The 25,081-nt window shown below is 71.3% G+C and carries 17 protein-coding genes and 2 pseudogenes; 8 read left to right on the top strand and 11 right to left on the bottom strand.

What is annotated here, in order from left to right:
- The first annotated feature begins 56 nt into the window (after nt 1-56).
- Nucleotides 57-871: pseudogene (locus tag IE219_RS10250) on the top strand (alpha/beta fold hydrolase).
- A gap of 201 nt (nt 872-1,072) precedes the next feature.
- Here IE219_RS10250 and IE219_RS10245 read toward each other — a convergent pair.
- The 7 genes from IE219_RS10245 to IE219_RS10215 form a co-directional block, all read right to left on the bottom strand.
- Nucleotides 1,073-1,816, bottom strand: coding sequence for a vWA domain-containing protein (locus IE219_RS10245; protein ID WP_229849689.1), 744 nt, complete (start codon nt 1,814-1,816; stop codon nt 1,073-1,075).
- A 210-nt stretch (nt 1,817-2,026) separates the two neighbouring features.
- A complete protein-coding gene (locus IE219_RS10240) occupies nt 2,027-2,824 on the bottom strand; it encodes a DeoR/GlpR family DNA-binding transcription regulator (protein ID WP_229849688.1) in 798 nt (265 codons plus the stop codon).
- A 159-nt stretch (nt 2,825-2,983) separates the two neighbouring features.
- On the bottom strand, nt 2,984-5,404 hold the full coding sequence (locus IE219_RS32245; RefSeq protein ID WP_189976278.1) for an RICIN domain-containing protein: 2,421 nt from the start codon (nt 5,402-5,404) through the stop codon (nt 2,984-2,986).
- 142 nt (nt 5,405-5,546) lie between these two features.
- Complete coding sequence (locus IE219_RS10230; RefSeq protein ID WP_189976277.1) at nt 5,547-6,986, bottom strand: RICIN domain-containing protein; 1,440 nt, start codon at nt 6,984-6,986, stop codon at nt 5,547-5,549.
- 413 nt (nt 6,987-7,399) lie between these two features.
- Nucleotides 7,400-7,618, bottom strand: a complete 219-nt coding sequence (locus IE219_RS10225) for a hypothetical protein (RefSeq protein WP_189976276.1) — start codon at nt 7,616-7,618, stop codon at nt 7,400-7,402.
- A 33-nt stretch (nt 7,619-7,651) separates the two neighbouring features.
- Complete coding sequence (locus IE219_RS10220; protein WP_189976275.1) at nt 7,652-7,972, bottom strand: hypothetical protein; 321 nt, start codon at nt 7,970-7,972, stop codon at nt 7,652-7,654.
- 572 nt (nt 7,973-8,544) lie between these two features.
- Nucleotides 8,545-9,540 (bottom strand): LacI family DNA-binding transcriptional regulator, encoded by a 996-nt coding sequence (locus IE219_RS10215; protein ID WP_189976423.1) that lies wholly within the window; start codon nt 9,538-9,540, stop codon nt 8,545-8,547.
- Nucleotides 9,541-9,847: 307 nt separating this feature from the next.
- On the opposite strand from IE219_RS10215, the gene IE219_RS10210 reads away from it, so the two are divergent.
- The 4 genes from IE219_RS10210 to IE219_RS10195 all read left to right on the top strand — a co-directional run bounded on the left by IE219_RS10210 (nt 9,848) and on the right by IE219_RS10195 (nt 15,084).
- Nucleotides 9,848-10,774, top strand: coding sequence for a carbohydrate ABC transporter permease (locus IE219_RS10210; RefSeq protein WP_189976274.1), 927 nt, complete (start codon nt 9,848-9,850; stop codon nt 10,772-10,774).
- Between the two features lie 3 nt (nt 10,775-10,777).
- A complete protein-coding gene (locus IE219_RS10205) occupies nt 10,778-11,761 on the top strand; it encodes a carbohydrate ABC transporter permease (RefSeq protein WP_189976273.1) in 984 nt (327 codons plus the stop codon).
- A gap of 92 nt (nt 11,762-11,853) precedes the next feature.
- The gene (locus IE219_RS10200; protein ID WP_189976272.1) at nt 11,854-13,194 is read left to right on the top strand and encodes an ABC transporter substrate-binding protein; all 1,341 of its coding nucleotides are present in this window, start codon (nt 11,854-11,856) and stop codon (nt 13,192-13,194) included.
- A 138-nt stretch (nt 13,195-13,332) separates the two neighbouring features.
- The gene (locus tag IE219_RS10195) at nt 13,333-15,084 is read left to right on the top strand and encodes a glycoside hydrolase family 35 protein (protein ID WP_189976271.1); all 1,752 of its coding nucleotides are present in this window, start codon (nt 13,333-13,335) and stop codon (nt 15,082-15,084) included.
- A gap of 405 nt (nt 15,085-15,489) precedes the next feature.
- Here the strand turns inward: IE219_RS10195 and IE219_RS10190 are convergent, their stop codons facing one another.
- From IE219_RS10190 to IE219_RS10180, 3 genes are all read right to left on the bottom strand, one after another.
- Nucleotides 15,490-16,518 (bottom strand): ABC transporter permease, encoded by a 1,029-nt coding sequence (locus IE219_RS10190; RefSeq protein WP_189976270.1) that lies wholly within the window; start codon nt 16,516-16,518, stop codon nt 15,490-15,492.
- Nucleotides 16,515-18,113, bottom strand: a complete 1,599-nt coding sequence (locus IE219_RS10185; protein ID WP_189976269.1) for a sugar ABC transporter ATP-binding protein — start codon at nt 18,111-18,113, stop codon at nt 16,515-16,517. Before IE219_RS10185 ends, IE219_RS10190 begins: the two co-directional genes overlap by 4 nt.
- Nucleotides 18,114-18,218: 105 nt before the next feature.
- Nucleotides 18,219-19,274 (bottom strand): substrate-binding domain-containing protein, encoded by a 1,056-nt coding sequence (locus IE219_RS10180; protein ID WP_189976268.1) that lies wholly within the window; start codon nt 19,272-19,274, stop codon nt 18,219-18,221.
- A 437-nt stretch (nt 19,275-19,711) separates the two neighbouring features.
- On the opposite strand from IE219_RS10180, the pseudogene IE219_RS10175 reads away from it, so the two are divergent.
- The 3 genes and pseudogenes from IE219_RS10175 to IE219_RS10165 all read left to right on the top strand — a co-directional run.
- Nucleotides 19,712-20,008 (top strand): annotated as a pseudogene (locus IE219_RS10175) (SDR family NAD(P)-dependent oxidoreductase); the annotation flags it as partial.
- The gene (dgoD, locus tag IE219_RS10170) at nt 20,005-21,150 is read left to right on the top strand and encodes a galactonate dehydratase (protein WP_189976267.1); all 1,146 of its coding nucleotides are present in this window, start codon (nt 20,005-20,007) and stop codon (nt 21,148-21,150) included. The pseudogene IE219_RS10175 and the gene dgoD, both read left to right, overlap by 4 nt.
- A gap of 663 nt (nt 21,151-21,813) precedes the next feature.
- Nucleotides 21,814-23,109: a cellulase family glycosylhydrolase gene (locus IE219_RS10165; RefSeq protein ID WP_189976266.1), complete on the top strand. Its 1,296-nt coding sequence runs from the start codon at nt 21,814-21,816 to the stop codon at nt 23,107-23,109.
- Between the two features lie 59 nt (nt 23,110-23,168).
- On the opposite strand, the gene IE219_RS10160 is transcribed toward IE219_RS10165, so the two are convergent.
- Nucleotides 23,169-24,929, bottom strand: a complete 1,761-nt coding sequence (locus IE219_RS10160; RefSeq protein ID WP_189976265.1) for an ABC transporter ATP-binding protein — start codon at nt 24,927-24,929, stop codon at nt 23,169-23,171.
- Nucleotides 24,930-25,081: the final 152 nt, after the last annotated feature.

The following is a 25,081-nucleotide window of genomic DNA, read 5'->3' as shown; positions in this document are numbered from 1 at the left end:
GACATGACCTGATCGAAAAGGTCGATCGCCAGCGAACGCCCCAGAGAGGAAATGCGGTGTTCAATCAAGCGGAATTTCCCGAGCCCACCCTCATCCAGGTCAACGGTGTGGAGCTCGAAGTCTTCGAGGCGGACCGGGAGAACAAGGGCAAGCCCCTCGTGCTCTGCCACGGCCGGCCGGAGCACGCCTTTTCCTGGCGTCACCAGATGCCCGTCCTCGCAGTGGCCGGATACCACGTCATCGCACCGAACCAGCGGGGTTACGGCAACTCGTCCCGCCCGACCGAGGTGGCGGACTGCGACATCGAGCACCTGACGGGTGACCTCGTCGGGCTCCTGGACCACTACGGCTACGAGGACGCCACCTTCGTCGGTCATGACTGGGGCGCGTTCGTCGTCTGGGCACTGACCCTGTTGCGCCCCGACCGGGTGAACAAGCTGATCAACCTGAGCCCGCCTTACCAGGAGCGCGGAGAAACGCCGTGGATCGAGGTGATGGAAACCTTCCTCGGCGGCGACTTCTACTTCGTCCACTTCAACCGGCGGTCGGGCGTCGCGGACGCCGTATTCGACGCCCACACCTCCCGGTTCCTCCGCGATCTCTACCGGAAGAACGTGCCCCCGCACCCCCTGAGCCGGGCATGGCACTCATCAACCTCGCCGAGGCGGAGACACCGCTCGGTGAGCCCCTCAAGCAGCCCGCCCTCATGATCTACGGCGACCAGGACTTCGCGATCCCGAGGTTCGAAAGACTGGCGGAGTTCGTGCCCAACGTGGACGTGGCCGGCCTGGACTGCGGTCACTGGATCCAGGAGGAAATGCCAGAAGAAACCAACCAGGTGATTTCGGAATGGCTGGAACGGCAGGGCTGATGCCCTGCGCTCCGGTTCGTATCACCTGAAGGCCGGGGCCTCTCGGCTCCAGGCGCCGCCGGTCTCGTCGCGGAGGCGGCCGGTGGTCTTGTCGTGGTGGCCGAGAACGTCCGCGACGACAGGTGCGGACCGTTCGAGGAGTTGCTGCCGGACAGCGCGTTGAACGCGCCGCGCAGCTCGGACGAGCCGCTGCGCCCCGCCCTACAGCACCCCCGCGTCGCGCGCGGCCTCCAGCCACTGGGGGAACTCCTGGAGCAACTGGTCGAACAGCACGTCGTCGTGCACGGCCCCCGGCGTCCGGCCGGCGTGGAAGAAGCCGGCGTTGTCGACGACCCGGTGGGCCGGGACGGCGAGGGTGTCGAGCTTGCGCAGGAACGCGAACTCGTTGTCGTCGGGGTCGCCGAACCCGATGAACTGCCAGAACAGGGGCAGCCGGGCCGCCTTGCAGAGGTACTTCTCGGCGGCGCGCCTGCTGGTCGGTCCGCCGTCGGTCTGGAAGACGACCAGCGCGGGAGCCGTGCTGCCGGAGTCGAGGTAGTGGTCGATGACCTCGTCCATCGCCTGGTGGTAGTTCGTACGTCCCATGTGCCCGAGGTTCGCGTGCAGCTTGTCGATGTGTCCCCGGTGCCGGCCGAGCACCAGGTGGGTGGAGCCGTCCACGTCCGTGGAGAAGAACACCACCGGGACGATCCCGTCGTCATCGAGGTGAGCCGACAGCGACAGCACCTGTTCGGCCAGGCGCTGCATGGTGCCGTCGCGGTAGTACGGCCGCATCGACCCGCTGCGGTCCAGCACCAGGTAGACGGCGGCCCGCATCCCCTCCAGCCCGTGGGCCCGGACGCTGCCGCCCGCCGCCTCGTAGTGGGGCACCAGGTCGGGCGCGTACTCGATCACCTTGGACAGGCTGATGGCCGGAACGGACCCCCGGCTGTTCGTTGAACTCACGCTCCCATCTTGCCGGGGCGCCCCCGGTGGCATGAGCGGTTCGCCCGGACCGGAGCCGGTGGTCATGTACGCGCACGGTTCCCCGCCCCGGCGGCGAACGCCCTCGACGTCCCCGGCGAAACCGCCGCGCTTCCCGTCCCCGGGCAGAGTGCCGGTGACCGCACCGCTCGGTGGGGTCGGCGAGCGGGAGGGCGACGGGGCCCGGAAGGCTCAGGCGTCCCCCGGGCCGGCCAGGATCAGCCGGCCGACCTCGCGGGTCAGGACCGCCCGGGCGTCCTCGCCCAGGGCGTCGTCCGAGACGAAGTAGTCGATCTCGTCGAGCCCGGCGAAGCGGCTGAGCCCCGTCACGCCCCACTTGGTGTGGTCCGCGACCACGGCGAGCCGGGCGGCGGACTCGATCAGCGCCCGGTTGGTCTGCGCCTCGGCGAGGTTCGGGGAGGTGAGGCCCGCCCGCTCGGACACGCCGTGGGCGCCCATGACGAGGAGGTCCACCCGCAGCGAGCGGATCGCCTGGTCGGCGAGCGGCCCCACCAGCGAGGCCGACCTGGTCGGGGCGCCGCCGGTGAGGAGCACGGTCGGGGCGCCTCCGTCGGGTTCCTCGGCGAAGTCGCGCAGCAGGTCGGCGACGGGCAGCGAGTTGGTGACGACGGTGAGACCGGGCGTGTGCCGCAGCCCGGCCGCCACCGCGTAGGCGGTGGTGCCGCCGGCCACGGCCACGACGCTGCCGGGCTTCACGAGTCCGGCCGCCGCCGTGGCCACCGCGGCCTTGGCCGCCGACTCCAGGCCGGCCTTGGCCTCGAAACCGGGTTCCTCGCCGGTGGTGGCCGTGGGCGTGATGACGGCTCCGCCGTGCACCTTCTCCAGGGATCCGGCCCGGGCCAGCGCCTCCAGGTCGCGCCGGACCGTCATGTCCGAGACGCCGAGCCGCTCGACGAGGTGGGCCACCCGCACGGCGCCGTCCCTGCGCACGAGGTCGAGGATCACCGCTCGCCGCTGCAACGCCAGCACCGATTCCTCCGCCCCTGTCTCGTCCGCGTCGTGTGGGAACCGGCCGGTGAGAAGTCCACCGAAGTCCTTATATTCGGACAGGATACATATCCTCGTACAGAGGAGCGGGACACGTACGCTCCGGTGGATGGGGGAGAGTCGCGAGCGGGCCGGTCACCGCTACGAGGTGGTGAACTGCTGGTTCGGGGCGGCGGAGCAGCCGTACTGGACGGCCTCCGCGCCGTTCGCCGTGGAGGCCCCGCTCACGTTCACGCACTTGCCGCTGTGCCGCGCCATCAGGGTGGCGAAGCCGTCGGGCGTCCGGTGCACCGACCACTGCTGGTTGGTGCCGCCGTTGCAGGCGTACTGGAAGACGATCGCGCCGTCGGCGGTCGACTCGCCGGTGACGTCGAGGCACTTGCCGCTGTGGCGGGCGACGACGTTGACGTAGCCACCGCCGACGGGACGCAGGGACCACTGCTGGTTGGTCGCGCCGCCACAGGTGTACTGGACCACCTGGGCGCCGTCCGCGGTGGAGGCTCCGGTCACGTCCAGGCACTTGCCGCTGTGGCGCGTCCGCAGCGGTGTCCAGGTGTCCGCGGCGAGGGAGCGGAAGGTCCAGGACTGGTTGGGCCCGGTCGTCGGACGGTGGACGCCGACGGGCGCGCCGTCGCTCGTGGACTCGCCGCTGACGTCGAGGAGCTTGCCACTCGCGCTGTTGACCAGGGTATGGCGCCCCTCGCCCGTGGTGGAGAGCATCCACTTCTGTTCGGCGGAGGTGCCCGCGTTCACCAGGGCGAGGGAGTCGCCCCGGGCGGCGAGGGCCTTGCCGTCGGCGACGCTGGTGACTCGGTAGGCGGCGGTGTTGCTCCAGTCGGCCGGGGACAGCTTGGTGAACTTCCACTGCTGTGCCGCGGTGGTCGGGCTGGAGGTGCGCTGGACCAGGGTGCTCCGGCCGCCGCTGCCGGCGACCGCGAGGGCCTTGCCGCTGTGGTCGTTGAGCAGCTGGCGCGCGGCGCCGGTGGGGGCCGTGGCGTCGGAGGCGTTCACGCCGGTCGCGCCGGGCAGGACGAAGGTCGTGACGGAGCCGGCGCCGACGGTGGCGGTGAGCGTCTTGCCCGCGGGGGCGAGGTCGCTCTCGCGGTGGAGGTTCTTGGTGCCGTCGGTGGTGTAGCGCTGGACGGGCCCGGTGCCGACGGTCTGGAAGCCTCCGAGGTTCAGGGTGAGCCGCTGGGGTTCGCCGGTGGGGTTGGTGTGGACGACGACGGCGCCCTGGCCGGCGGGGCGCAGGGCGGCGAAGGTGTCGGCGTTGTCGGTGTTGATGACGCGGGCGCCGGGTCGGACGAACTTGGTGTAGTTCGCCAGCGCCCAGTACTTCTTGTTCTTGCGGAGCGGCTCGGTGGCCGCGTCCTGCGGGGTGAAGTCGGTCTGGATGAGGCCCCAGTTGGAGTTCTCGCGCCCCGGTGTCATGTTCTCGTAGTCCTCGACGGCCTGCCACAGGACCCAGGCGCGGGGCTCCAGTTCACGAAAGTCCTCGTTGACGCGCTGGGTGAGGTCGAGGGCGGGGCTCATGTCGGTGAAGCTCTGTCCGACGCCGCCGCCGAGGTCGACTTCGGACATCCACAGCGGGGTGCCCGCCCCCTTGGCGATGTCGCGCACTCCGGTGCGGCCGCCGGTGCTGTACGTGTGGGTGTTGAGCTGGCCGAGTGCGGCCTTGGCGGCCGTGTCGTAGGTGTCCCAGTCGGTACGGAAGGTGTTCGGGTTCGTCTCGTCCATGGCGGCGATGCGCGTGCCGACGCCGTCGGCGTTCAGCCGGGCCCGCATGGTGGTGAGCATGCGCGCCTGGGAGGCGGGGTCCCAGTGGGAGCCTTCCTGCCGGCCACCCGCACCCCAGTAGTCGGTGTTCGGTTCGTTGAAGGGGGAGAGGGTGGCGAAGGTGACCCCGGTGGCCGCCTCGGCGCGCTTCATGGCACCCGCGAGGTACGCCGCGAACCGTTCATACTGGTCGGAGCGGAGGTTGTCCTGCCAGGCGTTCCAATTACCCGAGACCAGGCCGCTGTTCGTCATGAAGTACGGTGCGGAGTTGGAGAACGCCTCGAAGGTGTCGGCGCCCCGCGCCTTGGCGGCGGCGAGCCACCAGCGCTGGTTGGCGTCGGCGTCCGGGTTCCAGTGCGCGGGGTTGTCCGGGTCCCACCAGTCGGGGGACTCGGGCCCGGGGCGGTTCCACCAGCCGGGGACGGCGCCGCCGGCCCGCATGTAGGGGGTGGTCTCCGGGCTGTCGCCGCCTCCGATGTTGTAGCGGGCGATGGTGAAGCCGAGGCCGTCCGCTCCGTAGAGGGCGTCGGCGAGCGCGTCGCGCTGGGCGTCCGGCCAGCCTCCGGTGACGTTCGCGAACCAGGCCAGTGCGGTGCCCCAGCCCTGGAACGGCTGCTGCTGGTAGCTGGGGTCGGGGCGTACGGTCACGGCCCGGCCGGTCTCCTCGGCCGCCGCGGAGGTCACGGGCGCGAGGCCGGTCGCGAGGAGGGCGGCCACGGCGGCGGCGCCCAGGAACGCACCGCTCCGGCGCGCGCGGGTCGGGGGTCGTTCTCTGGTGGAGCGCATCGTCGGTCTCCCTGGATGGGTCGGTGGGCGTCGGTCACCGAGGACCGCGGGCGTCAGGGACGGGGCGGCCGGGTGCTGTGGGCGGGGGCGGGGCAGGCCCCGTCGGGGGCTCGGGGCCTGCCCCGGGGTGGTCCGGACGGCGTCAGGCAGCCGTGCGGAGCCATTTCTGGTTGGCACCGTTGTTGCAGCTCCACTGGATGAGCGCCGTGCCGTCGGACGTGGACCGGTTGGTCACGTCGAGGCACTTGCCGCTCGACGGGGCGGACAGCTGCACGGTGCCGCCGGAGCCGGTCACCCTCCACTGCTGGGCGGTCGTCCCGCTACAGGGGTACTGGACGATCGCGGCGCCGTCGGCGGTGGACCCGTCCTTCGGGGCCAGGCACTTGCCGCTGTAGCGGGCCACGATCTGTACCCGGTTGGTGCCGGCGGGCTTCAGCCAGAACTGCTGGTTGACGCTGTTCGCGCAGCCCCACTGGATGAGTGCGGCACCGTCGGCGGTGGAGCGGTCGGCGACGTCGGCGCACTTGCCGCTGTGCGACGCGGTCAGCGTCTCCCAGGTTCCGAGCCCCCGCACCGTGCCCGCGGCCGCGTCGACGGTGAGCTGCGGGTAGTAGTCCATGGTCATGGTGGTGGCGGTGGGGAACTTCAGCGGGAGCCAGACGTACTGGGAGCCGTTCACCGTGCCGCCCATGGAGTTGCCCCAGCGGTCGCCCATGTAGAGGTACGAGGTCCCGGACGTGCCCTGGACCGGCAGCACGTATGCCGTCTGGGATCCGTAGGTGTTCCAGTCCCCGATGTCCCGCAAGCCGCTCCAGGAGCCGGTGACGCTGGTCGCGGTGGCGTACTTCTGCTGGTTGGGAGCCCAGCCGGTGGATCCGGAAGTCAGCAGGAAGTAGACGCCGTCGCGCTTGAACATCGCCGGCGCCTCGCGCCACTGGCCGGGCCACAGCTTCTGCGCCTGCGCCGCGATGCCGGTGTAGTCCGGGGTCAGGCGGTAGACGTGGAGGTCCGCGTTCTCGTTGGCGGCGGAGATCATGTAGCCGGTGCCGTCGGTGTCGACGAACGTGGTGATGTCACGGGACATGTGCCCGAGCGGCCGGAAGCTGCCCTGCCAGGTGTAGTCGCCGTCGACGGTGTCCGAGACGGCCACCGCGGCGCGCGCCTCGGAGTAGTCGGTCGCGCTGCCCTCCTTGTGCATCCACATCACGAACTTGCCGGTGGCGGCGTTGTAGATCACCTTCGGCCGCTCGATGTTCGCCCCCGCGAGTTCGGGGTGGCTGCTCGCGGTGAGGACGTGGTGGCGGAACTCCCAGGTCTTCAGGTCGGTGGAGCGGTAGGCGGAGACGTACTGGAAGCTGTTGTCGGCGTTGCGGTTCTCGCCGAACCAGTAGTAGTACGTGCCGACCTTGACGACCCCGCCGCCGTGGGCGTGGACGGGGTTGCCCGCGGGGTCGGTGAACTGGACGGCGTTGGTGACCGTGACGGCCGCCGCGTGGGCGGTGCCGGCGGCGCCGAACAGGGACAGGAGGACGGCGCAGAGTGCGGTGAGCACCGTGGCCGTTCCCGAGGTGGTGCGTCGCATGATCGCGTACCTCGTGGTCTGGGGGGGGGAGGGATGGGCTGATGCGGCGGACGGGACGGGCGACGGCGTGGCTTCCGGGAGGGAAGCCCTTCTCCGGGGGGAACGCGCTCGTGGGATCACCGCCGACCGTGGGCGCCCGCCGGGGTCCGGAAACGCCGACGGCATGTGATCGCCGCGTTGCGGAGAGGTACCGGTCGGCTATGTTCGCGTTAACACGGGCGCTTGGGAGGAGAGTGTGGGAGGGGCGGGAAAGGGCTGTCAAGGATTCGGACACGATCCACCGAAGATCGACCGACGGGAATGTTTGCGCCAACGCGACCTGGGCCCTCCTCGCGGGCCCCGGACGCACGCGGCGGAAGGGCATCGACGGCGACGGACGACAGAACGAGGTCGCCCCGCCCGCGCCCGGCCCGTCAGCGGCCGGCCACGGCGGACGCCGCCACCCCGGCCGGCATCCGCTCGCAGACGGTGCCCCGGGCGGCGAACGACCGGCGGAACACCGGCTCCGCGCCCCGCGAAAAGGCGCTCTCCCCCGTGCGCTCGCCCGGCCACCGCCCTGACACGGCACCCCGCGCGCTGGTCACCGGCCGTTCCAGGGCGCCGGCGTCATCGGCTTCGACGTCGGCGCGCACGGCACCGCCCTGACACGGCAGCCCGCGCGCTGGTCACCGGCCGTTCCAGGGCGCCGGCGTCATCGGCTTCGACGTCGGCGCGCACGGCACCGTCCGCGCGCTCGGCGCGCTCGCCGACGCCGCCCGCGGGGCCGACTTCTCGGTGAACTTCATGGGCGTGCGGACCCAGACCGAGACCGCCGCGCGCCACGCCTTCCGGCCTCCGATGCCGCGGTCCGTCGACGGCACGGTGCCGGTCGAGTCTCGGATGCTCGATCCCCTCCCGCCGCCGCGCCCGCCGCCGTCGATGCCGGTGGTGGCCGCCGACGGCGACACCGGCCACGCGTGCCCCACGTCGGCTTCGACCAGGCGCACGGCTCCCGGAGCGCGGTGTCCCACCTCATCGGTCTCGGCCGCCGCACGGTCCGGCGCCTCGCGGGCCCGGCCGGCGCGTTCGCCACGCGCCGCCGCGCCGAGTCCTGGCGGCGGACGCCCGTGGACCTGGACGCGCCGTACCGCCCGTGGGGCACGGGGACCGGACGGCGCGGTCCGACCACCGGGCCGGGCTCGACCTCGCCCGCCGGAGGTCACAGCCGTCCTCGACGCGAACGACCGGACGGCGAGGGGTCTGACGCGCGCCCCGCACGAGGCGGGCAGGAACGCGCGGCCACGTCGGCGCCGCCGGTTTCGGCGACATCGCCGAGGCCGCCCACCCCGCTCCGCCCCTCACGACCGCGCACCAGGACCGCGAAGCGGTCGGCGAGCACCGCGCGGCGCTGCCGCTCGATCGGACCGGGGGCCGGACGGACCGGCCGCGGCGCAGGGCCGTGGAACCCGTCCTCGCGGTGTGTGCGAGCACGGCTCCGCCACGGCCGGGCGCTCCGGCCCGAAGCCGCCGCCGGACGCCCCGGGCCCGCCCTCCCCCGTGCGACCACGGGCGTGCGGCGTCAGCTCTCCCGTCCGCGCGCGGCGGGGGACGCCGTACTGTGCCGCTCCACCAGGGTGGTCGGCACCAGGCGCACCCCCGTGACCGTCTCGCCCGCCAGCTCGCGCAGGACCGCGTCGACGCACCACTCTCCGACCTGTGCGAAGTCCTGGTGGACCGTGGTCAGGGGCGGGATGAAGGACGCCGCCTCGGGGATGTCGTCGAAGCCGACGACGCTGACGTCCCCGGGGACGCGCACCCCGCGGTCGTGGAAGGCCCGCAGCAGGCCGAGGGCCATCTGGTCGTTGGCCACGAAGACGGCCGTGCACCCGGCCTCGTCCGCGAGCCTCAGACCGGCCTCGTACCCCGACCCGGGGGTCCAGTCCCCGCGCAGCACGGGCGGCACCGCCCGCCCCTCGGCACGCAGCGCCTCCTCCCACGCCTCGGCGCGGCGGCCCGCGGCGAAGGACTCCTCGGGTCCCGCGATGTGCCAGACCGTGTCGTGGCCGAGACCGAGCAGATGCCGCACGGCGGCGCGGGCGCCCTGCCTCTGGTCCGTGTCCACCACCGGGAAGTCGGTGGCGTCGGAGTCGACCACGACCACCTTGACGTGCGGCGGCAGGGTGAGAGCGGCGGTGTCGAGCAGGTGCACTTCCATGATCAGCACGACGGCGTCGACCGCCAGTTCGTCGAGGCGGGTGAACGCCCCCTTGACGTTCTCCTGGGTGGGCGCGTCCAGCGGGATGAGCGTGACCGCGTAGCCCGCGCGGGACGCCGATCCCGCCACGGCGTCCAGCGTCCGGACGTTGCCCGTGCTGGTGAGCCCCATCGTGATGACGCCGATGGCCCGGAAGTCACCGCGCTTGAGGGCGCGCGCCGCGCTGTTGGGGCGGTATCCCAGCTCCTTCATCGCGTCGAGAACCCGCTTCCGGGTGGTCTCGACGACGGCCGCGTCACCGTTGGAGACGCGCGAAACCGTCTGCGAGGACACACCCGCCAACTGGGCGACGTCCGCCATGGAGACCCTGCGCTGCCTGGTACGCGCACCTCGCCCACCGTCCTTCGCGACCACCGCCGGCCGGTCGGTCGCGTTCTGCTCGGTCACCCGATTCCCTCTCGTTCGCTGCCACTTCGTGCTTGACGCCCCCCTGCGGGAATGCCACCATCACGCTACCGATGATTACGTAAACATCTCTCGTCGGCCAGTTCTCCCCAGGGCCCGTCTCGGCCGGCTGCCGCCCTGGCCCCCGGGCGGCCACACCTCGGGCCCCATGCCTCCGCTCCCGTCCTCCGGACCGACCGGACACCGACGCTAGGAACACGCCATGACGCTTCTGTCGACGCGCGCTACGGCAGCACCACCGCCCCGCCCACGAGCCCGCTTCCGCCTCCGCAAGGAGGCCCTCGTGGGCTGGGGATTCGCCGGCCCGTTCGTCGCGGTCTTCGGCCTCGTCTTCCTCGCACCGATCGGGTACGCCGGATATCTGAGCCTCTTCCGGGACCGGCTCATCGGCGGGACCTCCTTCGTCGGCCTGGACAACTACGGCGAGGCGCTGACGGACCCCCGCTTCTGGGACGGCCTGACGCGCGTCGGCCTCTTCCTGCTGGTGCAGGTACCGATCATGCTGGGCATCGCCCTCCTCACCGCCCTCGCGATCGACAGCGGCCGCCTCTACGGCAAGACCTTCTTCCGCGTCTCGATCTTCCTCCCGTACGCCGTGCCCGCCGTCGTCGCCAGCCTCATCTGGGGCTTCATGTACGGCGGCCAGTTCGGCCTGGTGGGCAACATCAACGAGGCGCTCGGCGTCAGCCTCCCCGACCCGCTCTCCCCCTCCCTGGTCCTCGCCTCCATCGGCAACATCGTCACCTGGGAGTTCGTCGGATACAACATGCTGATCTTCTACTCCGCCCTCAAGGTCGTTCCCCGCTCGCTGTACGAGGCGGCGGCGATCGACGGCGCCGGGGAGTGGCGGATCGTCACCTCGGTCAAGCTGCCGGCCATCCGCAGCGCCCTGGTCATCGCCACGATCTTCTCGATCATCGGCAGCTTCCAGCTCTTCAACGAGCCGAGCATCCTGCAGAAGCTCGCCCCCAACGCCATCACCAACGACCTGACCCCCAACCTGTACACGTACTCGCTGTCGTTCTCGGGACAGCAGCACAACTACGCGGCGACCGTGGCGATCGTGATGGGCGTGATCACCGCGATCATCGCCTACGCGGTCCAGCTGCGCGGCATGCGGAAGGGCTGAGCCATGACCACCTCCATGACCACCGCGGCCGCCGGGTCCGGCCCGACGTCCGCGGAGCCCCGTACCGGCAGGGCCCCGGCCGCCCCGCACCGCATCCCGCCCGCCGCGGTCCGCGGCCGGAAGCGGCTCCCGCACACGCCGCTCAACCCCCGGCGCAGCGTCCCGCTGACCCTCCTCACCGGCCTGGTCCTCGTCTACACCCTGCTCCCGCTCGCCTGGCTGGTCGTCAACGCCACCAAGAGCCGGCGGGGGCTGGTCGACTCCTTCGGGCTGTGGTTCGCCGACGACTTCAGCCTGTGGGACAACATCACCCGCACGGTCACCTACGACGACGGCGTCTTCGTCCGCTGGCTGCTCAACACCCTGCTGTACGTCGCCGCCGGCGCGGGCGGCGCCACGGTACTCGCCGTCCTCGGCGGCTACGCCCTCGCGAAGTACGACTTCCCCGGCCGCAAGGCGGTCTTCGCGGTCGTCATCGGAGCCGTGGCCGTCCCCGGCACCGCCCTCGCGGTGCCCACCTTCCTCATGTTCAGCAACATGGGCCTGACGAACACCCCCTGGGCCGTCATCATCCCCTCGCTGATCTCCCCCTTCGGGCTCTACCTGATGTGGGTCTTCGCCGCCGAGGCCGTCCCCGCCGAGCTGCTGGAGGCCGCGCGCATCGACGGCTCCGGCGAGCTGCGCACCTTCTTCACCATCGCGCTGCCGCTCCTCGTGCCGGGCACCGTCACCGTGCTGCTGTTCTCCATGGTCGCGACCTGGAACAACTACTTCCTGCCACTGATCATGATCAAGGATCCCGACTGGTACCCGCTGACCCTCGGCCTCAACGCCTGGAACGCGCAGGCCCAGACGGCCGGCGGCGAGGCCGTCTTCGACCTGATCGTCACCGGCTCCCTGCTGACGATCGTCCCGATCGTGGTGGTCTTCCTGCTGCTCCAGCGGTACTGGCAGTCCGGCCTGGCCGCCGGCAGCGTCAAGGAATGACCGCCCACTCCTCCGGTCCACCTCCGCACCCGCGCATCCCTCCCCACCCGGAAGCCCCTCCCCTCCCGTACCACCGACCAGGAGCACCTCCCATGCGTACCCGCACTCCCCGCAGACTGCTCGGCGCCCTCGCCGTGCTCGCCGCTCTCTCGCTGACCGCCACGGCCTGCGGCTCCGACGACTCGGGCACCGGCACCGGCGGCGGCACCCCGAAGGACGTCGCCGCCGCGCTGGAGAAGGGCGGCAAGGTGACGGTGTGGGCCTGGGAGCCCACTCTGAAGAAGGTCGCCGCGGACTTCGAGAAGAAGTACCCCAACGTCGACGTCGAACTCGTCAACGCCGGTACCGGCGACAAGCAGTACACCGCCCTCCAGAACGCCGTCGCCGCCGGCTCCGGCGCCCCCGACGTCGCCCAGATCGAGTACTACGCCCTCGGCCAGTTCTCCATCGGCGAGACCGTCGAGGACCTCTCCCCCTACGGCGCCGCGAAGTACGGCACGAGCTTCACGCCCGGCCCGTGGAACGCGGTCACCGAGGACAAGGCGGTCTTCGCGCTGCCGATGGACTCGGGCCCGATGGCGTTCTTCTACAACAAGAAGGTCTTCGACGAGCACGGCGTCAAGGTCCCGACCACCTGGGACGCGTACGTGGAGGCGGCGCGGACCCTGCACAAGGCCGACCCGAAGATCTTCATCACCAACGACACCGGTGACGCCGGCGCCACCACCAGCCTCATCTGGCAGGCCGGCGGCCGGCCGTACAAGACCGACGGCACGAAGGTCACCGTGGACTTCGGCGACGAGGGCACGAAGAAGTACACCGCGACCTGGCAGAAGCTCCTCGACGAGAAGCTCGTCGCCCCCATCAGCTCCTGGAGCGACGCCTGGTACAAGGGCCTCGCCGACGGTTCCATCGCCACCCTCTCCATCGGCGCCTGGATGCCCGCCAACCTCTCCTCCGGCGTCGCGGCGGCCTCCGGCGACTGGCGCGTCGCCCCCCTCCCCCAGTGGACCGAGGGCGGCAAGGCCAGCGCCGAGAACGGCGGCAGCTCCCTCGCCGTCCCCAAGGCGGCCAAGAACAAGGAACTCGCCTACGCCTTCGCCGAGTTCGCCACCACCGGCGCCGGCGCCACCAGCCGCGTCGCCGAAGGCGCCTTCCCCGCCACCCGAGCCGACCTCGAATCCCGGGCCTTCCTCGACAAGCCCTTCCCCTACTTCGGCGGCCAGCAGGCCAACCGCGTCTTCGCCGAATCCGCCCGCAACGTGGGCGAGGACTGGTCCTACCTGCCGTTCCAGGTCTATGCCAACTCCATCTTCAACGACACCGCCGGCAAGGCGTACGTCTCCCCGACGAAGCTCGACGACGGGCTCAAGACCTGGCAGGACGCCAGCGTGAAGTACGGCAACGACCAGGGCTTCACCGTCGACGAGTAGACGGGACCACCCCGGGGCGGAGCCCTGGAGCCCCGCCCCGAGAGCCCCGGAAAGGGCTTGCCACGTCCATCGTGTTTACGTAAACACTATGGACGACGTCTCACCCCGCACGCCTTCACGTACAGGAGCAAGCAGCGCATGCCCGTCCTCCAGACAGACCAGACCGGATTCCTGCTCGACGGAAAGCCCTTCCGTTTCCTGTCCGGCGGGCTGCACTACTTCCGGGTCCACCCCGAGCAGTGGCGGGACCGGCTCCGCAAGGCCCGGCTCATGGGCCTCAACACCGTCGAGACCTACGTCCCCTGGAACCTCCACCAGCCGCGTCCCGACCGGTTCGTCCTCGACGGCGGGCTCGACCTCCCCCGCTTCCTCGACCTCGCCGCCGCCGAGGGCCTGTACGTCCTGCTGCGCCCCGGCCCGTACATCTGCGCGGAATGGGAGGGCGGCGGCCTGCCCTCGTGGCTGCTCGCCGAGCCGGACATACGACTGCGCTCCCGCGACCCGCGCTTCGTGGCGGCCGTGGACGACTTCTTCCACCGACTCCTCACCCCGCTCCGGCCGTACCTCGCCTCGCGGGGCGGCCCGGTCCTGGCCGTGCAGGTGGAGAACGAGTACGGAGCCTACGGCGACGACACGGCGTACCTGGAGCACCTCGCCGACTCGCTGCGCGCCCGCGGCGTCGACGTCCCCCTGTTCACCTGCGACCAGCCGGTCGACCTGGAGCGGGGCGCCCTGCCCGGCGTCCTCGCCACCGCCAACTTCGGCAGCCGCTCGGCCCACCACCTGGCCGCCCTGCGCGCGCAGCGCCCCGAAGGACCGCTGATGGCCACGGAGTTCTGGATCGGCTGGTTCGACCGCTGGGGTGCCCGGCACGTCGTCCGCGACCCCGACGACGCCGCTCGCGAGCTCGACGAGGTCCTCGCCGCCGGCGCCTCGGTGAACTTCTACATGTTCCACGGCGGCACCAACTTCGGCTTCACCAACGGCGCCAACGACAAGCACACCTACCGTCCCACCGTCACCTCCTACGACTACGACTCGCCGCTCGACGAGGCCGGAGACCCGACGGAGAAGTACACGGCCTTCCGTGCCGTGATCGCCAAGTACGCGCCCGTGCCGGACGCGCCCGTGCCCGGCCCGAGCCCCAAACTGACCGTTCCCGCGGTCACGTTGACGCGGAGCGCCGAGCTGCTCCCGAGCGCGGACGGGCTGACGTCGCGGATCGCGTCGCGCCGGCCGCTGACCATGGAGGAGCTGGAGCAGGACTTCGGCTTCGTCCTGTACGAGACCACCCTGCCCGTACGCGGCCCCGCCCTGCTGGAGATCGAGCACGTCCGCGACCGCGCCCAGGTGTTCGTCGACGGGCAGCCCGTGGGCGTCCTGGAGCGCGAGAACCACGAGCACGCGCTGGCCTTCACCGTCCCGCGGTCCGGCAGCGTGCTCTCGGTCCTGGTGGAGAACCAGGGGCGGGTGAACTACGGCCAGGGCATCCACGACCGCAAGGGGCTGCTCGGCTCGGTCCTCCTCGACGGCGTCGAACCGTCGGCGTGGACGAACCGGCCGCTGCCGCTCGCCACGTTGACGGACATTCCCTTCGCGGCGACCACGACGACCCCCGTGGGCCCGGCCTTCCACCGGGGCGAGTTCGACGTCACGGAACCGGCCGACACCTACCTGCACCTCGACGGCTGGACCAAGGGCAACGCCTGGGTCAACGGCTTCCCCCTGGGCCGGTACTGGTCCCGCGGCCCGCAGAAGTCGCTGTACGTCCCCGCCCCCGTCCTGCGTGCCGGTACGAACGAGATCGTCGTCCTGGAGCTCCACGCCGGCCCCCGGAGCCGTACCGTCGGCTTCCGCGCGACGCCCGACCTCGGCCCGACCGAGGAGTAGGCCACCGGAACCACCCGGCGGAGCCGGGACCGGACCCGTCCCCCGCGCGCCCGGTCCCGGCTCCTTTCCGCCCCCGCCCTCCCGGCTTCCGGGAGGGCTCTCGCCGTTCGACCGGGCTGCGGGGCTGCCGGGCACAGGCGTACGGCGTACGGCGGGCGGCGGGCGGCGGGCGGCAGTGTCCGACGGCCCGGCGGAGGCGCCCGCCTCGGGAAAGGACGCGCCCCTCCACGGGGACGCCGTCTCCGGTCAGGGCCTGTCCGGCGGGTTTCCCTCACCGCGTGACCCCGACGGGCGCCGAGCGGCCGAAGAGCGTGGCGTCTTCCCGTGTCCTCCCCATGCCGCGAGGCCCGCTCCCTTGGGGGAGCGGGCCTCGACCGGGCGAGGACGTGCCGGTGCGGCGGGGCGTCAGTGCGGGAGTCCGACCGCCCGTTCGCCGTTGCGGCGCTGCTGGATCACCACGGCGGCGACGAGCAGAACGCCCTGGGCGACGTTCTGCCAGAAGGTGTTGATGCCCTCGACCGTGAGGCCGTTCTCCAGGGCGCCCAGGAGGGCGACGGCGAGCAGGGTGCCGCCGACCCCGCCCTTGCCGCCCTTGAGGGCGCAGCCGCCGAGGGCCGCCGCGGTGATGGCCTTGAGTTCGAGGCCCTCGCTGCCGGAGACGGGCTGGCCCGAGCCGGTGCGGGCGGTGAGCAGGATGCCCGCGACGGCGGCGACGACGCCGATGAGGGCGTACACGGCGACGAGGTACTTGTTGATGTTGATGCCGGCCAGGCGCGCGGCGGTGTCGTTGCCGCCGATCGCGTAGAGGTTGCGGCCGATGTCGGTGTATCCGAGCATCACGTGCACGGCGATCGCGACGACGATGAGGATCCAGACCATGACGGGCAGTCCGGCGATCTTGCCGCGGCCGAGGAAGACGAAGACCGGGTCGTTGAGGACGTACCCCTGGGCGCGGCCGTCGGACAGGAGCTGGGCGAGGCCCTTGTAGGCGGCGAGTCCCGCCAGGGTGGCGATGGTCGGGTTGACGCGGCCGTAGACGATGACGAGGCCGTTGAGAACGCCCACCAGGACGCCGGCGCCGACGGCGGCGAGCACGCCGACGAACGCGCTGGAGCCGGTGCCGGTGAAGACCATGGCGCTGACGACCGAGGCGACGCCGACCTGGGAGCCGACGGAGATGTCGAGGCCGCCGCAGATGATGACCACGGTCTGCACGACGGCGAGGAGACCGGTGATGGTGGCGGCCTCGGCGATCACCTGGAGGTTCGAGAGGCTGAGGTAGTTCTCGTTGAGGGCGCCGAACAGGCCGAGGACGACGACGAGCGCACCGATGAGGCTGAGGTTCTGCCCGCCGAGGGCGGCCAGCGGGGAGCGCTTGCGCGCCCCCGGCGGGGCCTGCTCGGTCTCGGCCGGGGAGGTGGTGGCGGTGGTCATCGGGGGCCTCCAGGGGCGGAGTCGGTACGGGGCCGGGCGGCGGCCCGGGCGGGGTCGAGGGGGGCGAGGTCGTCGGCCATGGCGAGGTGGAGGATCGCTTCCTCGGTGGCCTCGGCGCGGCCGAGTTCGCCGGTGACGCGGCCGCCCTGCATCACCACGATCCGGTCGGCGAGTCCGAGCACCTCGGGGAGTTCGGAGGAGATCACGAGCAGGGCGACGCCGTCCCGGGCGAGGTCGGCGATGATCCGGTAGATCTCCGCCCTGGCCCCGATGTCGATGCCGCGGGTGGGCTCGTCGAGGATCAGAACCTTCGGCCGGCGCAGCAGCCACCGGGCGAGGACGACCTTCTGCTGGTTGCCACCGGACAGTTTGCGGACTTCGTGCTCGATGGACGGGGTGCGCACCCGGAGCCGGTCGGAGAAGTCCTGGGCGGCGGCCCGCTCCCGGCCCCGGCGGACGAAACGCATCCGGCGCAGGCGTTCCAGGCTGACCAGGGAGGTGTTGTCGCGGATCGACCTGTGCAGGAAGAGCGCTTGGGCCTTGCGCTCCTCCGGGGCCAGGCCGATGCCCGCCCGGATGGCGTCCTTCGGGCCGCGCAGCCGCAGCGGCCGGCCGTTCAGGGCGATCCGGCCGGAGCGCAGGGGGCGGTCGCCGGCGAGCGCGAGCCCCAGCTCCGAACGGCCGGCGCCCATCAGGCCGGCGAGGGCGACGACTTCTCCGGCCCTGATCCGGAGGCTGATGTCGGTGACGTCGTCGGTGGTGACGCCGTCCAGTTCCAGGACGACGTCGTCCCGGGCGACGTCCTGCCGCACGAAGAAGGAGGAGAGGTCGCGGCCGACCATCATCCGCACCACCTCGCTCTCGGTGGTCTCGGTGGCGTCGAGGACACCGGCGGAGGAGCCGTCGCGGAGCACCGCGATGCGGTCCGCGAGCCGGAAGATCTCCTTCATGCGGTGGGAGACGTAGATGATCGCGATGCCCTGGGCGCGCAGCCGGTCGATGAGGGCGAACAGCGCCTCGGCCTCGTTCTCGGCGAGCGAGGAGGTCGGCTCGTCGAAGGCGATGATCTTGGCGTCGCCGGTGAGGGCGCGCAGGATCTCCACCAACTGTCTTTGAGCAGGGGTGAGTTCGGAGCCGAGCTGGTCGGGGTCGATGACCTTCTCGAAGCCGAGCCGCGCCAGGTCCGAGGTGATCCTGCGGCGCAGTTCGGCGCGGTCGAGGCGTCGGCCGGTCGTGCGGGGCAGGGATCCGGCGTAGACGTTCTCCGCCACGGAGACGTGCGGGATGATCTCGGGTTCCTGCGGGATGATGCGGATCCCGGCGCGGCGCGCGTCGTGCGGCGAGGCGAAGGAGACCGGCGCGCCGGCGAGGAGGACGCGCCCTTCGGTGGGCTGGTGGTCGCCGGTGAGAATCTTCAGCAGCGTGGACTTGCCGGCGCCGTTCTCGCCCATGAGGGCGGTGACCTGCCCGGGGCGGAAGGCGAGGGTGACGCCGCTCAGGGCCTGGACGGCGCCGAAGCGCTTGGTGACGTTCTCGACGGCGACACCGACACCTGGGGTCGCCTGCGTGGGGGGTGGGGTGCCGGGTGTGGTCATGCTGGCCTCACGTGCCGGAGGGACGGGAAGGGGGCCGGGGCGGGCGCCGGCCGGGGGCCGGTGCGGCGGGTGGGACCGTGCGCCGCACCGGCGTCGGGGCGGCGCTCAGCCGCAGGTGACTCCGGCGGACTTCCAGGTGGCGGCGTCGACCATGGTGGTCGGGGCGAAGGCCTCCTTCGGGAACTCCTTGCCGTTCTTGAGCCTGTCGTACATGGTCTGCACGGCGAGGGCGCCGACGTCCTCGCCGTTGATGAACAGCGCGGCCTTCATGCCGGACGGCTTGCCCGAGCTCCAGTTCTTGCAGGCGAGGTAGGCGCCGAGGCCCACGCCGATGACGTCGTCGGCCTTGAAGCCGGCGTTCTCCAGCGCGGTCACCCCGCCCTGGACGTTCTCGTCGTTGCAGCCCCAGACCACCCAGTGTTTGACGTCCGGGTTGGCGGTGACGGTGGCCGCGATCTTGTCCTGGGCGCCGGTGGGGCTGTTGTCCGTGGGGACGTCGATGTTCCGCACTCCGGCCCCGGCCCCGGCGGCGAAGGCGTCCTTGGCCGCCTTGACGCGGTCGGTGCAGACGGTCACGTCCTGCTTCCAGGCGGAGATGGTCCGGGTCTCCGCGGGGTTCCAGCCGGCCTTCTTGAACTCGGCCGCGGCGCGCTTGCCGACCTCGCCGCCCATCTGGGCGCCGCTGAAGCCGATCCGGGGGACGAGGGCCTCAGGGGGGCACGAGGACGGGTCCGGTCCGGTCGTGCAGATCTGGTCGTCGGAGGTGAGCAGGGCGACCTTGGCGTCCTTGGCGATCTGGGCGACCTGGGGACCGACGGCCGGGTCGGGGACGACGACGATCAGGCCGTCGCTCTTCTGCGAGATCGCCGACTGGGCCTCGCTGATGGTCTTGTTGGCGTCGGTCCCGAGGTTGACGACCTTCAGGTCGATGCCGAGTTCGTCCGCCTTGGCCTTGGCGCCGGCCGCTTCTCCGACGAAGTACTCCTGGTCGCCCTGCTTCTGAAGGTACGTCAGGGAGATCTTGCCGTCGACCTCGGCGACCTCCCCGGCGCCTTCCGGGCCCGCCGCCTGCTGACCGCTGGAGCAGGAGGCAAGCACGAGGACGGTGGCCAGTCCCAGTGCGGCCGCCGCGATCGGACGCCGGTGATATTCCGTGAACATGTCATTCCCCTTGCCTTGCGGCCGCGCGCGGCCGGCCGACGCAACGTGGATCAGGTGGTGCCGCAGGGGCCGTCGCGAGCAGAGGGGAACAGCGGTTCCAGTCCGGGCGAACGACCATGCGAGTGAGCTACGGGGGCGCTTCAGAGATGCCGAAGCCGCCACAGTGCACCATTAATCAACTGGATGCACCAAAGAAAAGCGCTGACTTCACCAAAAGTCAACAAGCGAGTCCAGGCCCCCGGGATCGATACTGCTCCGTTACCGGGGTCGGCATAAAGAGGTGGCGACGCACTGCCGCCCCCTCGCCCAGGGCCCCGGGGCATGCCGCGTCCACCATCAAGGTGTTGAAATTTGTTTGTTCTGCCTCTCGGCACAGGGGCGGCCTCACCCTTCACGCCGGAGGCCGGGGTACGACCTGCCGACGCGGGGCGGCGTCAGCGAGCGCGGCGTCCAAGGGCGGGGCGTGCGCGCTGATGCGCCAGCTCGCCGTCGAATACGGACCCGCGGTGCGGTTCAACTCCGTCCTTCCCGGCCCGATCCTCACCGAGGTGTGGGACACCGTGTCCGAGGAGGACCGACGGCTCTCCGCGGACGCCACCGCGCTGCGCCGTCTCGGCGCCGCGGACGAGGTCGCCTCCGCGGTGGCCTTCCTCGCGTCGTCGGACGCCGCCTACATCACCGGTACCGAACTCGTCGTCGACGGCGGCTGGTCGGTCAAGAAGGAGTCGAAGTGAAGATCACCTCTCTGCGCACCTACCTCGTCGCCCCCCGCTGGTGCTTCCTGAGGATCGACACCGACGAGGGGATCACCGGCTGGGGCGAACCCGTCGTCGAGGGCCGCGCCCACACCGTCGCCGCCGCCGTCGACGAGCTGTCCGACCACCTGACCGGCCAGGACCCGATGCGGACAGAGGACCACTGGCAGGTCCTCACCAAGGGCGGTTTCTACCGCGGCGGACCGGTCCTCTCCAGCGCCGTCGCCGGCATCGACCAGGCCCTGTGGGACATCAAGGGCAAGGCCCTCGGCGTCCCCGTCTGGCAGCTCCTCGGCGGCAACGTCCGCGACCGCGTCCGCGTCTACAGCTGGATCGGAGGCGACCGCCCCGAAGACGTCGTGGAGCAGGCACTCGCCAGGAGATCCGAGGGCTTCACCGCCATCAAGATGAACGCCTCACCGCAGCTGGAGTTCATCGACACCCCCGCCGCGGCGCGCGGCATCGCCGAACGGGTCGCGAGCGTCCGGGAGGCGGTGGGCGACTCCTTCGACATCGCGGTCGACTTCCACGGCCGGCTGACCGTCCCCATGGCCCGTCGCGTGCTGCCGCTCCTGGAGCCCTACCTGCCCTTCTTCGTGGAGGAGCCGGTCGTTCCCGAGATGAGCGACCACATCGGCGAGATCGCCCGCTCCACCTCGATCCCCGTCGCCACCGGTGAACGCCTCTACTCCCGCTGGGACTTCAAGAAGGTCCTCGGCCAGGGCATCGCCGTCGCCCAGCCCGACCTCTCCCACGCGGGCGGCATCTCCGAGACCCGCCGGATCGCCGCCGTCGCGGAGGCGTACGACGTCTCCCTCGCCCCGCACTGCCCCCTCGGGCCCCTCGCCCTCGCCTCCTGCCTCCAGGTCGGCTTCGCCACGCCCAACCTGCTCATCCAGGAGCAGAGCCTCGGCATCCACTACAACACCGGCTCCGATCTCCTCGACTACCTCGTCGACCCCTCCGTCTTCCGCTACGAGGACGGGCACGTCGCCCTCCTCGCCGCACCCGGCCTCGGCATCGAGGTCGACGCGAAGGCCGTGGAGCGGGCCGCCGAGACCGGCCACCGCTGGCGCAATCCGGTGTGGCGCCACAAGGACGGCTCCTTCGCGGAGTGGTGACGAAGCCCCGCGAACAGCTCCGTTCGTCAGCGACGGAGACCGTTCACGGACCGTCCTCGCTCTGGCGGAAGGTTCTGGAGCGGTCGCTTCACACGGCGCCGCTCCATGGAGTGCTCGGTCCGGATTGCCTCGTCGAGGAACCGGCCGGCCCGTGACGTGCCGCGTGGCGAATGGAGTGCCGACGCACGGCTCCGCATTTCGGCCGATGCGAGTGTGCCCGTCCAACTCAACGGCTCGCTCAGGCAAATTCCGGAGGAGAAGAAAGGCAGGGATGGGGCAAATCTTCAGCGCGGCGGTTCTTCGCCGTTGAGCTCCCGTACGGGCTTCCCGTCATCCGACTTCACACCCCGCGTGCGGGTCCGACGTGACCGGGCGGTTCAGCTCGGCAATCCGTGGTTCAGTAAACGCATGGCTGACAGGCGACAACCGAATCGCAAGAACGGCCGACCGTTCAGCACTGATTCGCTGAACCGACTTCACCACCTCATCTGTTCGCCATAAACGCGTCCTTCGTGCTTGACATGTATCCGGCCACGGGTGCCTCATGGTGGACACCTCGGCACGACACGGACCAGCGGCTCGGTCCTTGAATTCTGACAACGTTGTCTCGTCGTCGGTTTTCTCCGTGCGCGAGGTTTCCCCCGATTCCTTATGAGGAGAGGCATGACCAAGTCATCGCGCAGGACGTGGCTCACGGCCGCCGGCAGCGCTCTCGCCGGCGTCGCCGGACTGCTGCTTCCCGTCTTCGGCGCCGCCGGAGCCGCCCAGGCCGCCGACAGCGGCATCCACGTCAGCAACGGCCGCGTGTACGAGGCCAACGGCAGCGAGTTCATGATGCGCGGGGTCAACCACGCGCACGCCTGGTACCCGGGCGAGACCGACGCCATCGCCGACATCGCGGCCAAGGGCGCCAACACCGTCCGCGTCGTCCTCTCCAGCGGCGACCGCTGGACGGAGACCAGTACCTCGCAGGTGTCGTCGATCATCGACGACTGCAAGACGAACAAGGTCATCTGCGTCCTGGAGGTGCACGACACCACCGGATACGGCGAGGACGGCGCCGCCGCCACCCTCGGCCAGGCCGCCGACTACTGGATCGGCGTCAAGAGCGCCCTCCAGGGTCAGGAGGACTACGTCGTCGTCAACATCGGCAACGAGCCCTTCGGCAACAGCGGTTACACCGCATGGACCGGCGCCACCAAGGGCGCCATCAGCAAGCTGCGGAACGCCGGCATCGAGAACGCCCTGATGGTCGACGCCCCCAACTGGGGCCAGGACTGGTCGAACACCATGCGCGACAACGCCGCCTCGGTCTTCGCCTCCGACCCGCGCCGCAACACGATCTTCTCCATCCACATGTACGGCGTGTACGACACGGCCGCCGAGGTCCAGGGCTACCTGAACCACTTCGTGAACAACGGACTGCCCATCGTCGTCGGCGAGTTCGGCGACAACCACAGCGACGGCGACCCCGACGAGAACGCCATCATGGCCACCGCCCGGTCGCTGCGCGTCGGCTACCTCGGCTGGTCCTGGAGCGGCAACGGCAGCGGCGTCGAGTACCTCGACATGGTCAACGGCTTCGACGCCGGCTCCCTGACCACCTGGGGCAACCGCTTCTTCAACGGCGCCGACGGCATAGCCGCCACCTCGAAGCGTGCCACGATCTACGGCGGTGGCGGCAATGACAACGGCGGCGACACCGGCGGCACCGCCCCCAACGGCTACCCGTACTGCGTGAACAGCTCCTCCGACCCGGACGGCGACGGCTGGGGCTGGGAGAACAGCCGCTCCTGCGTCGTCCGCGGCGGCGGCGCCGACACCGGCTCCGGCGGCGGCACCGCGCCCAACGGCTACCCGTACTGTGCCAACGGCAGCGCCACCGACCCCGACGGCGACGGTTGGGGCTGGGAGAACAGCCGCTCCTGCGTCGTCCGGGGCGGCGCCGCCGACCACTGAGCAGCGGAGTGCCCTCCCGTCCTCGCCGGCGGGAGGGCACTCCGCGTCCATACCGCGCCTCAGGCCAGCTGGGTCGCCTGGAGGCGCGCGTACGCGGAGCCTCGTTCGAGGAGTTCCTGATGGCTGCCGGTCTCCACCATCCGGCCCCGTTCCAGGACCACGATCCGGTCCGCCCGCCGGATCGTGGAGAGGCGGTGGGCCACGACGAAGACCGTCCGGCCGGCGACCAGACGGGCGAGGGCCTCCTGGACCTGCGCCTCGGAACGGGCGTCCAGCGCCGAGGTGGCCTCGTCGAGGACCAGGACCCGGGGGTCACGGATGAGGGCCCGGGCGATCGCGAGCCGCTGCCGCTGGCCGCCCGAGAGCCGCGTGCCGCGCTCCCCCACCACCGTGTCGAGGCCGTCCGGCAGCGCGTCGACGAACTCGGCGGCGTTGGCATCGCGCAGGGCGCGCCGCAGCGTCCCGTCGTCGACGTCCTCCAGACCGTAGGTGACGTTCTCCCTGACGGTCCCCTCGAAGAGGACGGATTCCTGGGGCACGACGGAGACGGACCTGCGGTAGCTCCGCAGGTCGAGGTCGGCCATGTCCTGGCCGTCGAGGAGGACCCGGCCCGCCGTGGGCCGGTGGAAGCCGAGCACGAGGTTCAGCAGCGTGGACTTGCCCGCGCCGGAGCCGCCGACGATCGCGAGGGTGGTGCCGACCGGCACGTCGAGGTCGATGTCGCTCAGGGCGGGTTCGTCGCTGTCGCCGTGGGTGAGGCCGACGCCCTCGAACCGGAACACCCCGGTGACCGGCTCCACCCGTCGCTTGCCGTCGTTGACCTCCAGGTCGGGCGCCTGGAGGACCTCGCCGACGGACTTGAGCGACTCCACCGCCCTGCCCACGACGGGCGCGAGCGCGAGCAGGCTGGTGACCGCACCGGTGAGGGTGGAGAAGTAGGCGCTGAGCATCACGACCTCCCCCGCGGTCACCGACGCCCACCCGTGGTAGGCGACGAGCGCCGCCCCGACGAGGCAGGCGGTGCCGAGCCCGTTGAAGACGACCCAGGAAAGGGATCCGAAGCGGGCGTTGAGCAGGTCGAGTCTGGTCCCCTCCCGCTGCACCTGGTCGAGCTCGCGTCCGACGCGGCCCAGGGCCGTGCGCTCCAGGGCGTGGGCACGGGTGATGGGGATGAGGGTGGTCATGTCGCTGACGGAGGCGGACATGCGCTCCACGGAACGCCGGTAGGTGTTGTTGCCCTCGCCGAGCCGCGCGCGCAGCACACCGATGAGCAGCACGGCGACGGGGACGAGCAGGAGGAAGACCGGCAGGAAGACCGGGGTGACGACGGCGATGACGGCGAGGCCGCCCGCCAGGGTCGCGACGGCGGTGAGGCCGTTGTCCGCCGTCTGCTGGAGTCCCGTCTCCAGCGCCTCGACGTCCCGGACCACCTTGGCGTGCAGCACGGACGAGCTGGTGCGGCTGTGGAAGCCGATGGAGAGCTGCTGCATCCGGGTCACGAGGGCGGACCTCAGGTCGCGGCCGAGCCGGCGGATCGCCCCGTGCGTCCAGCGGACGTACCACAGGTGCAGCGGCGGGTTCAGGAAGAGGACTGTGAGCATCACGGCGCAGTTCCACCACAGTTCGGCGATCGGCCGGTGCTCGACGACGACGTCGATGACGTTCGCCGTCACCGGGGGGAGCAGCCAGACGGGCGCGTGCTTGGCGAAGAAGACCGCGACGGCCCCGGCGAGCCGTGCCCGGTCGGGCCCGAAGAGGTAGTGGACCGTGCGGATCGGGTGTTCGCCCCGGTAACGGTGATCGAGCGGACTGTGATTCATGGCTTCTGCGGCTTCCTTCGTCGTGGCCGGCCGCGCCTCTCCCCGTGGCGCGCATCCGGTGGCGGCGCGTGGGCCGGGGCGGAGCCCGCCGCGTACGAGGGCTGCCCGGTCCCTCGGCCGTGGGACGGCCGGGGTCTCTCCGGGGCGAGGAC

Origin of the sequence: Streptomyces termitum (genome assembly GCF_014650175.1) — a bacterium.
Classification (GTDB): Bacteria; Actinomycetota; Actinomycetes; order Streptomycetales; family Streptomycetaceae; genus Streptomyces; species Streptomyces termitum.
This window is presented reverse-complemented; position numbering and strand designations above follow the sequence as displayed.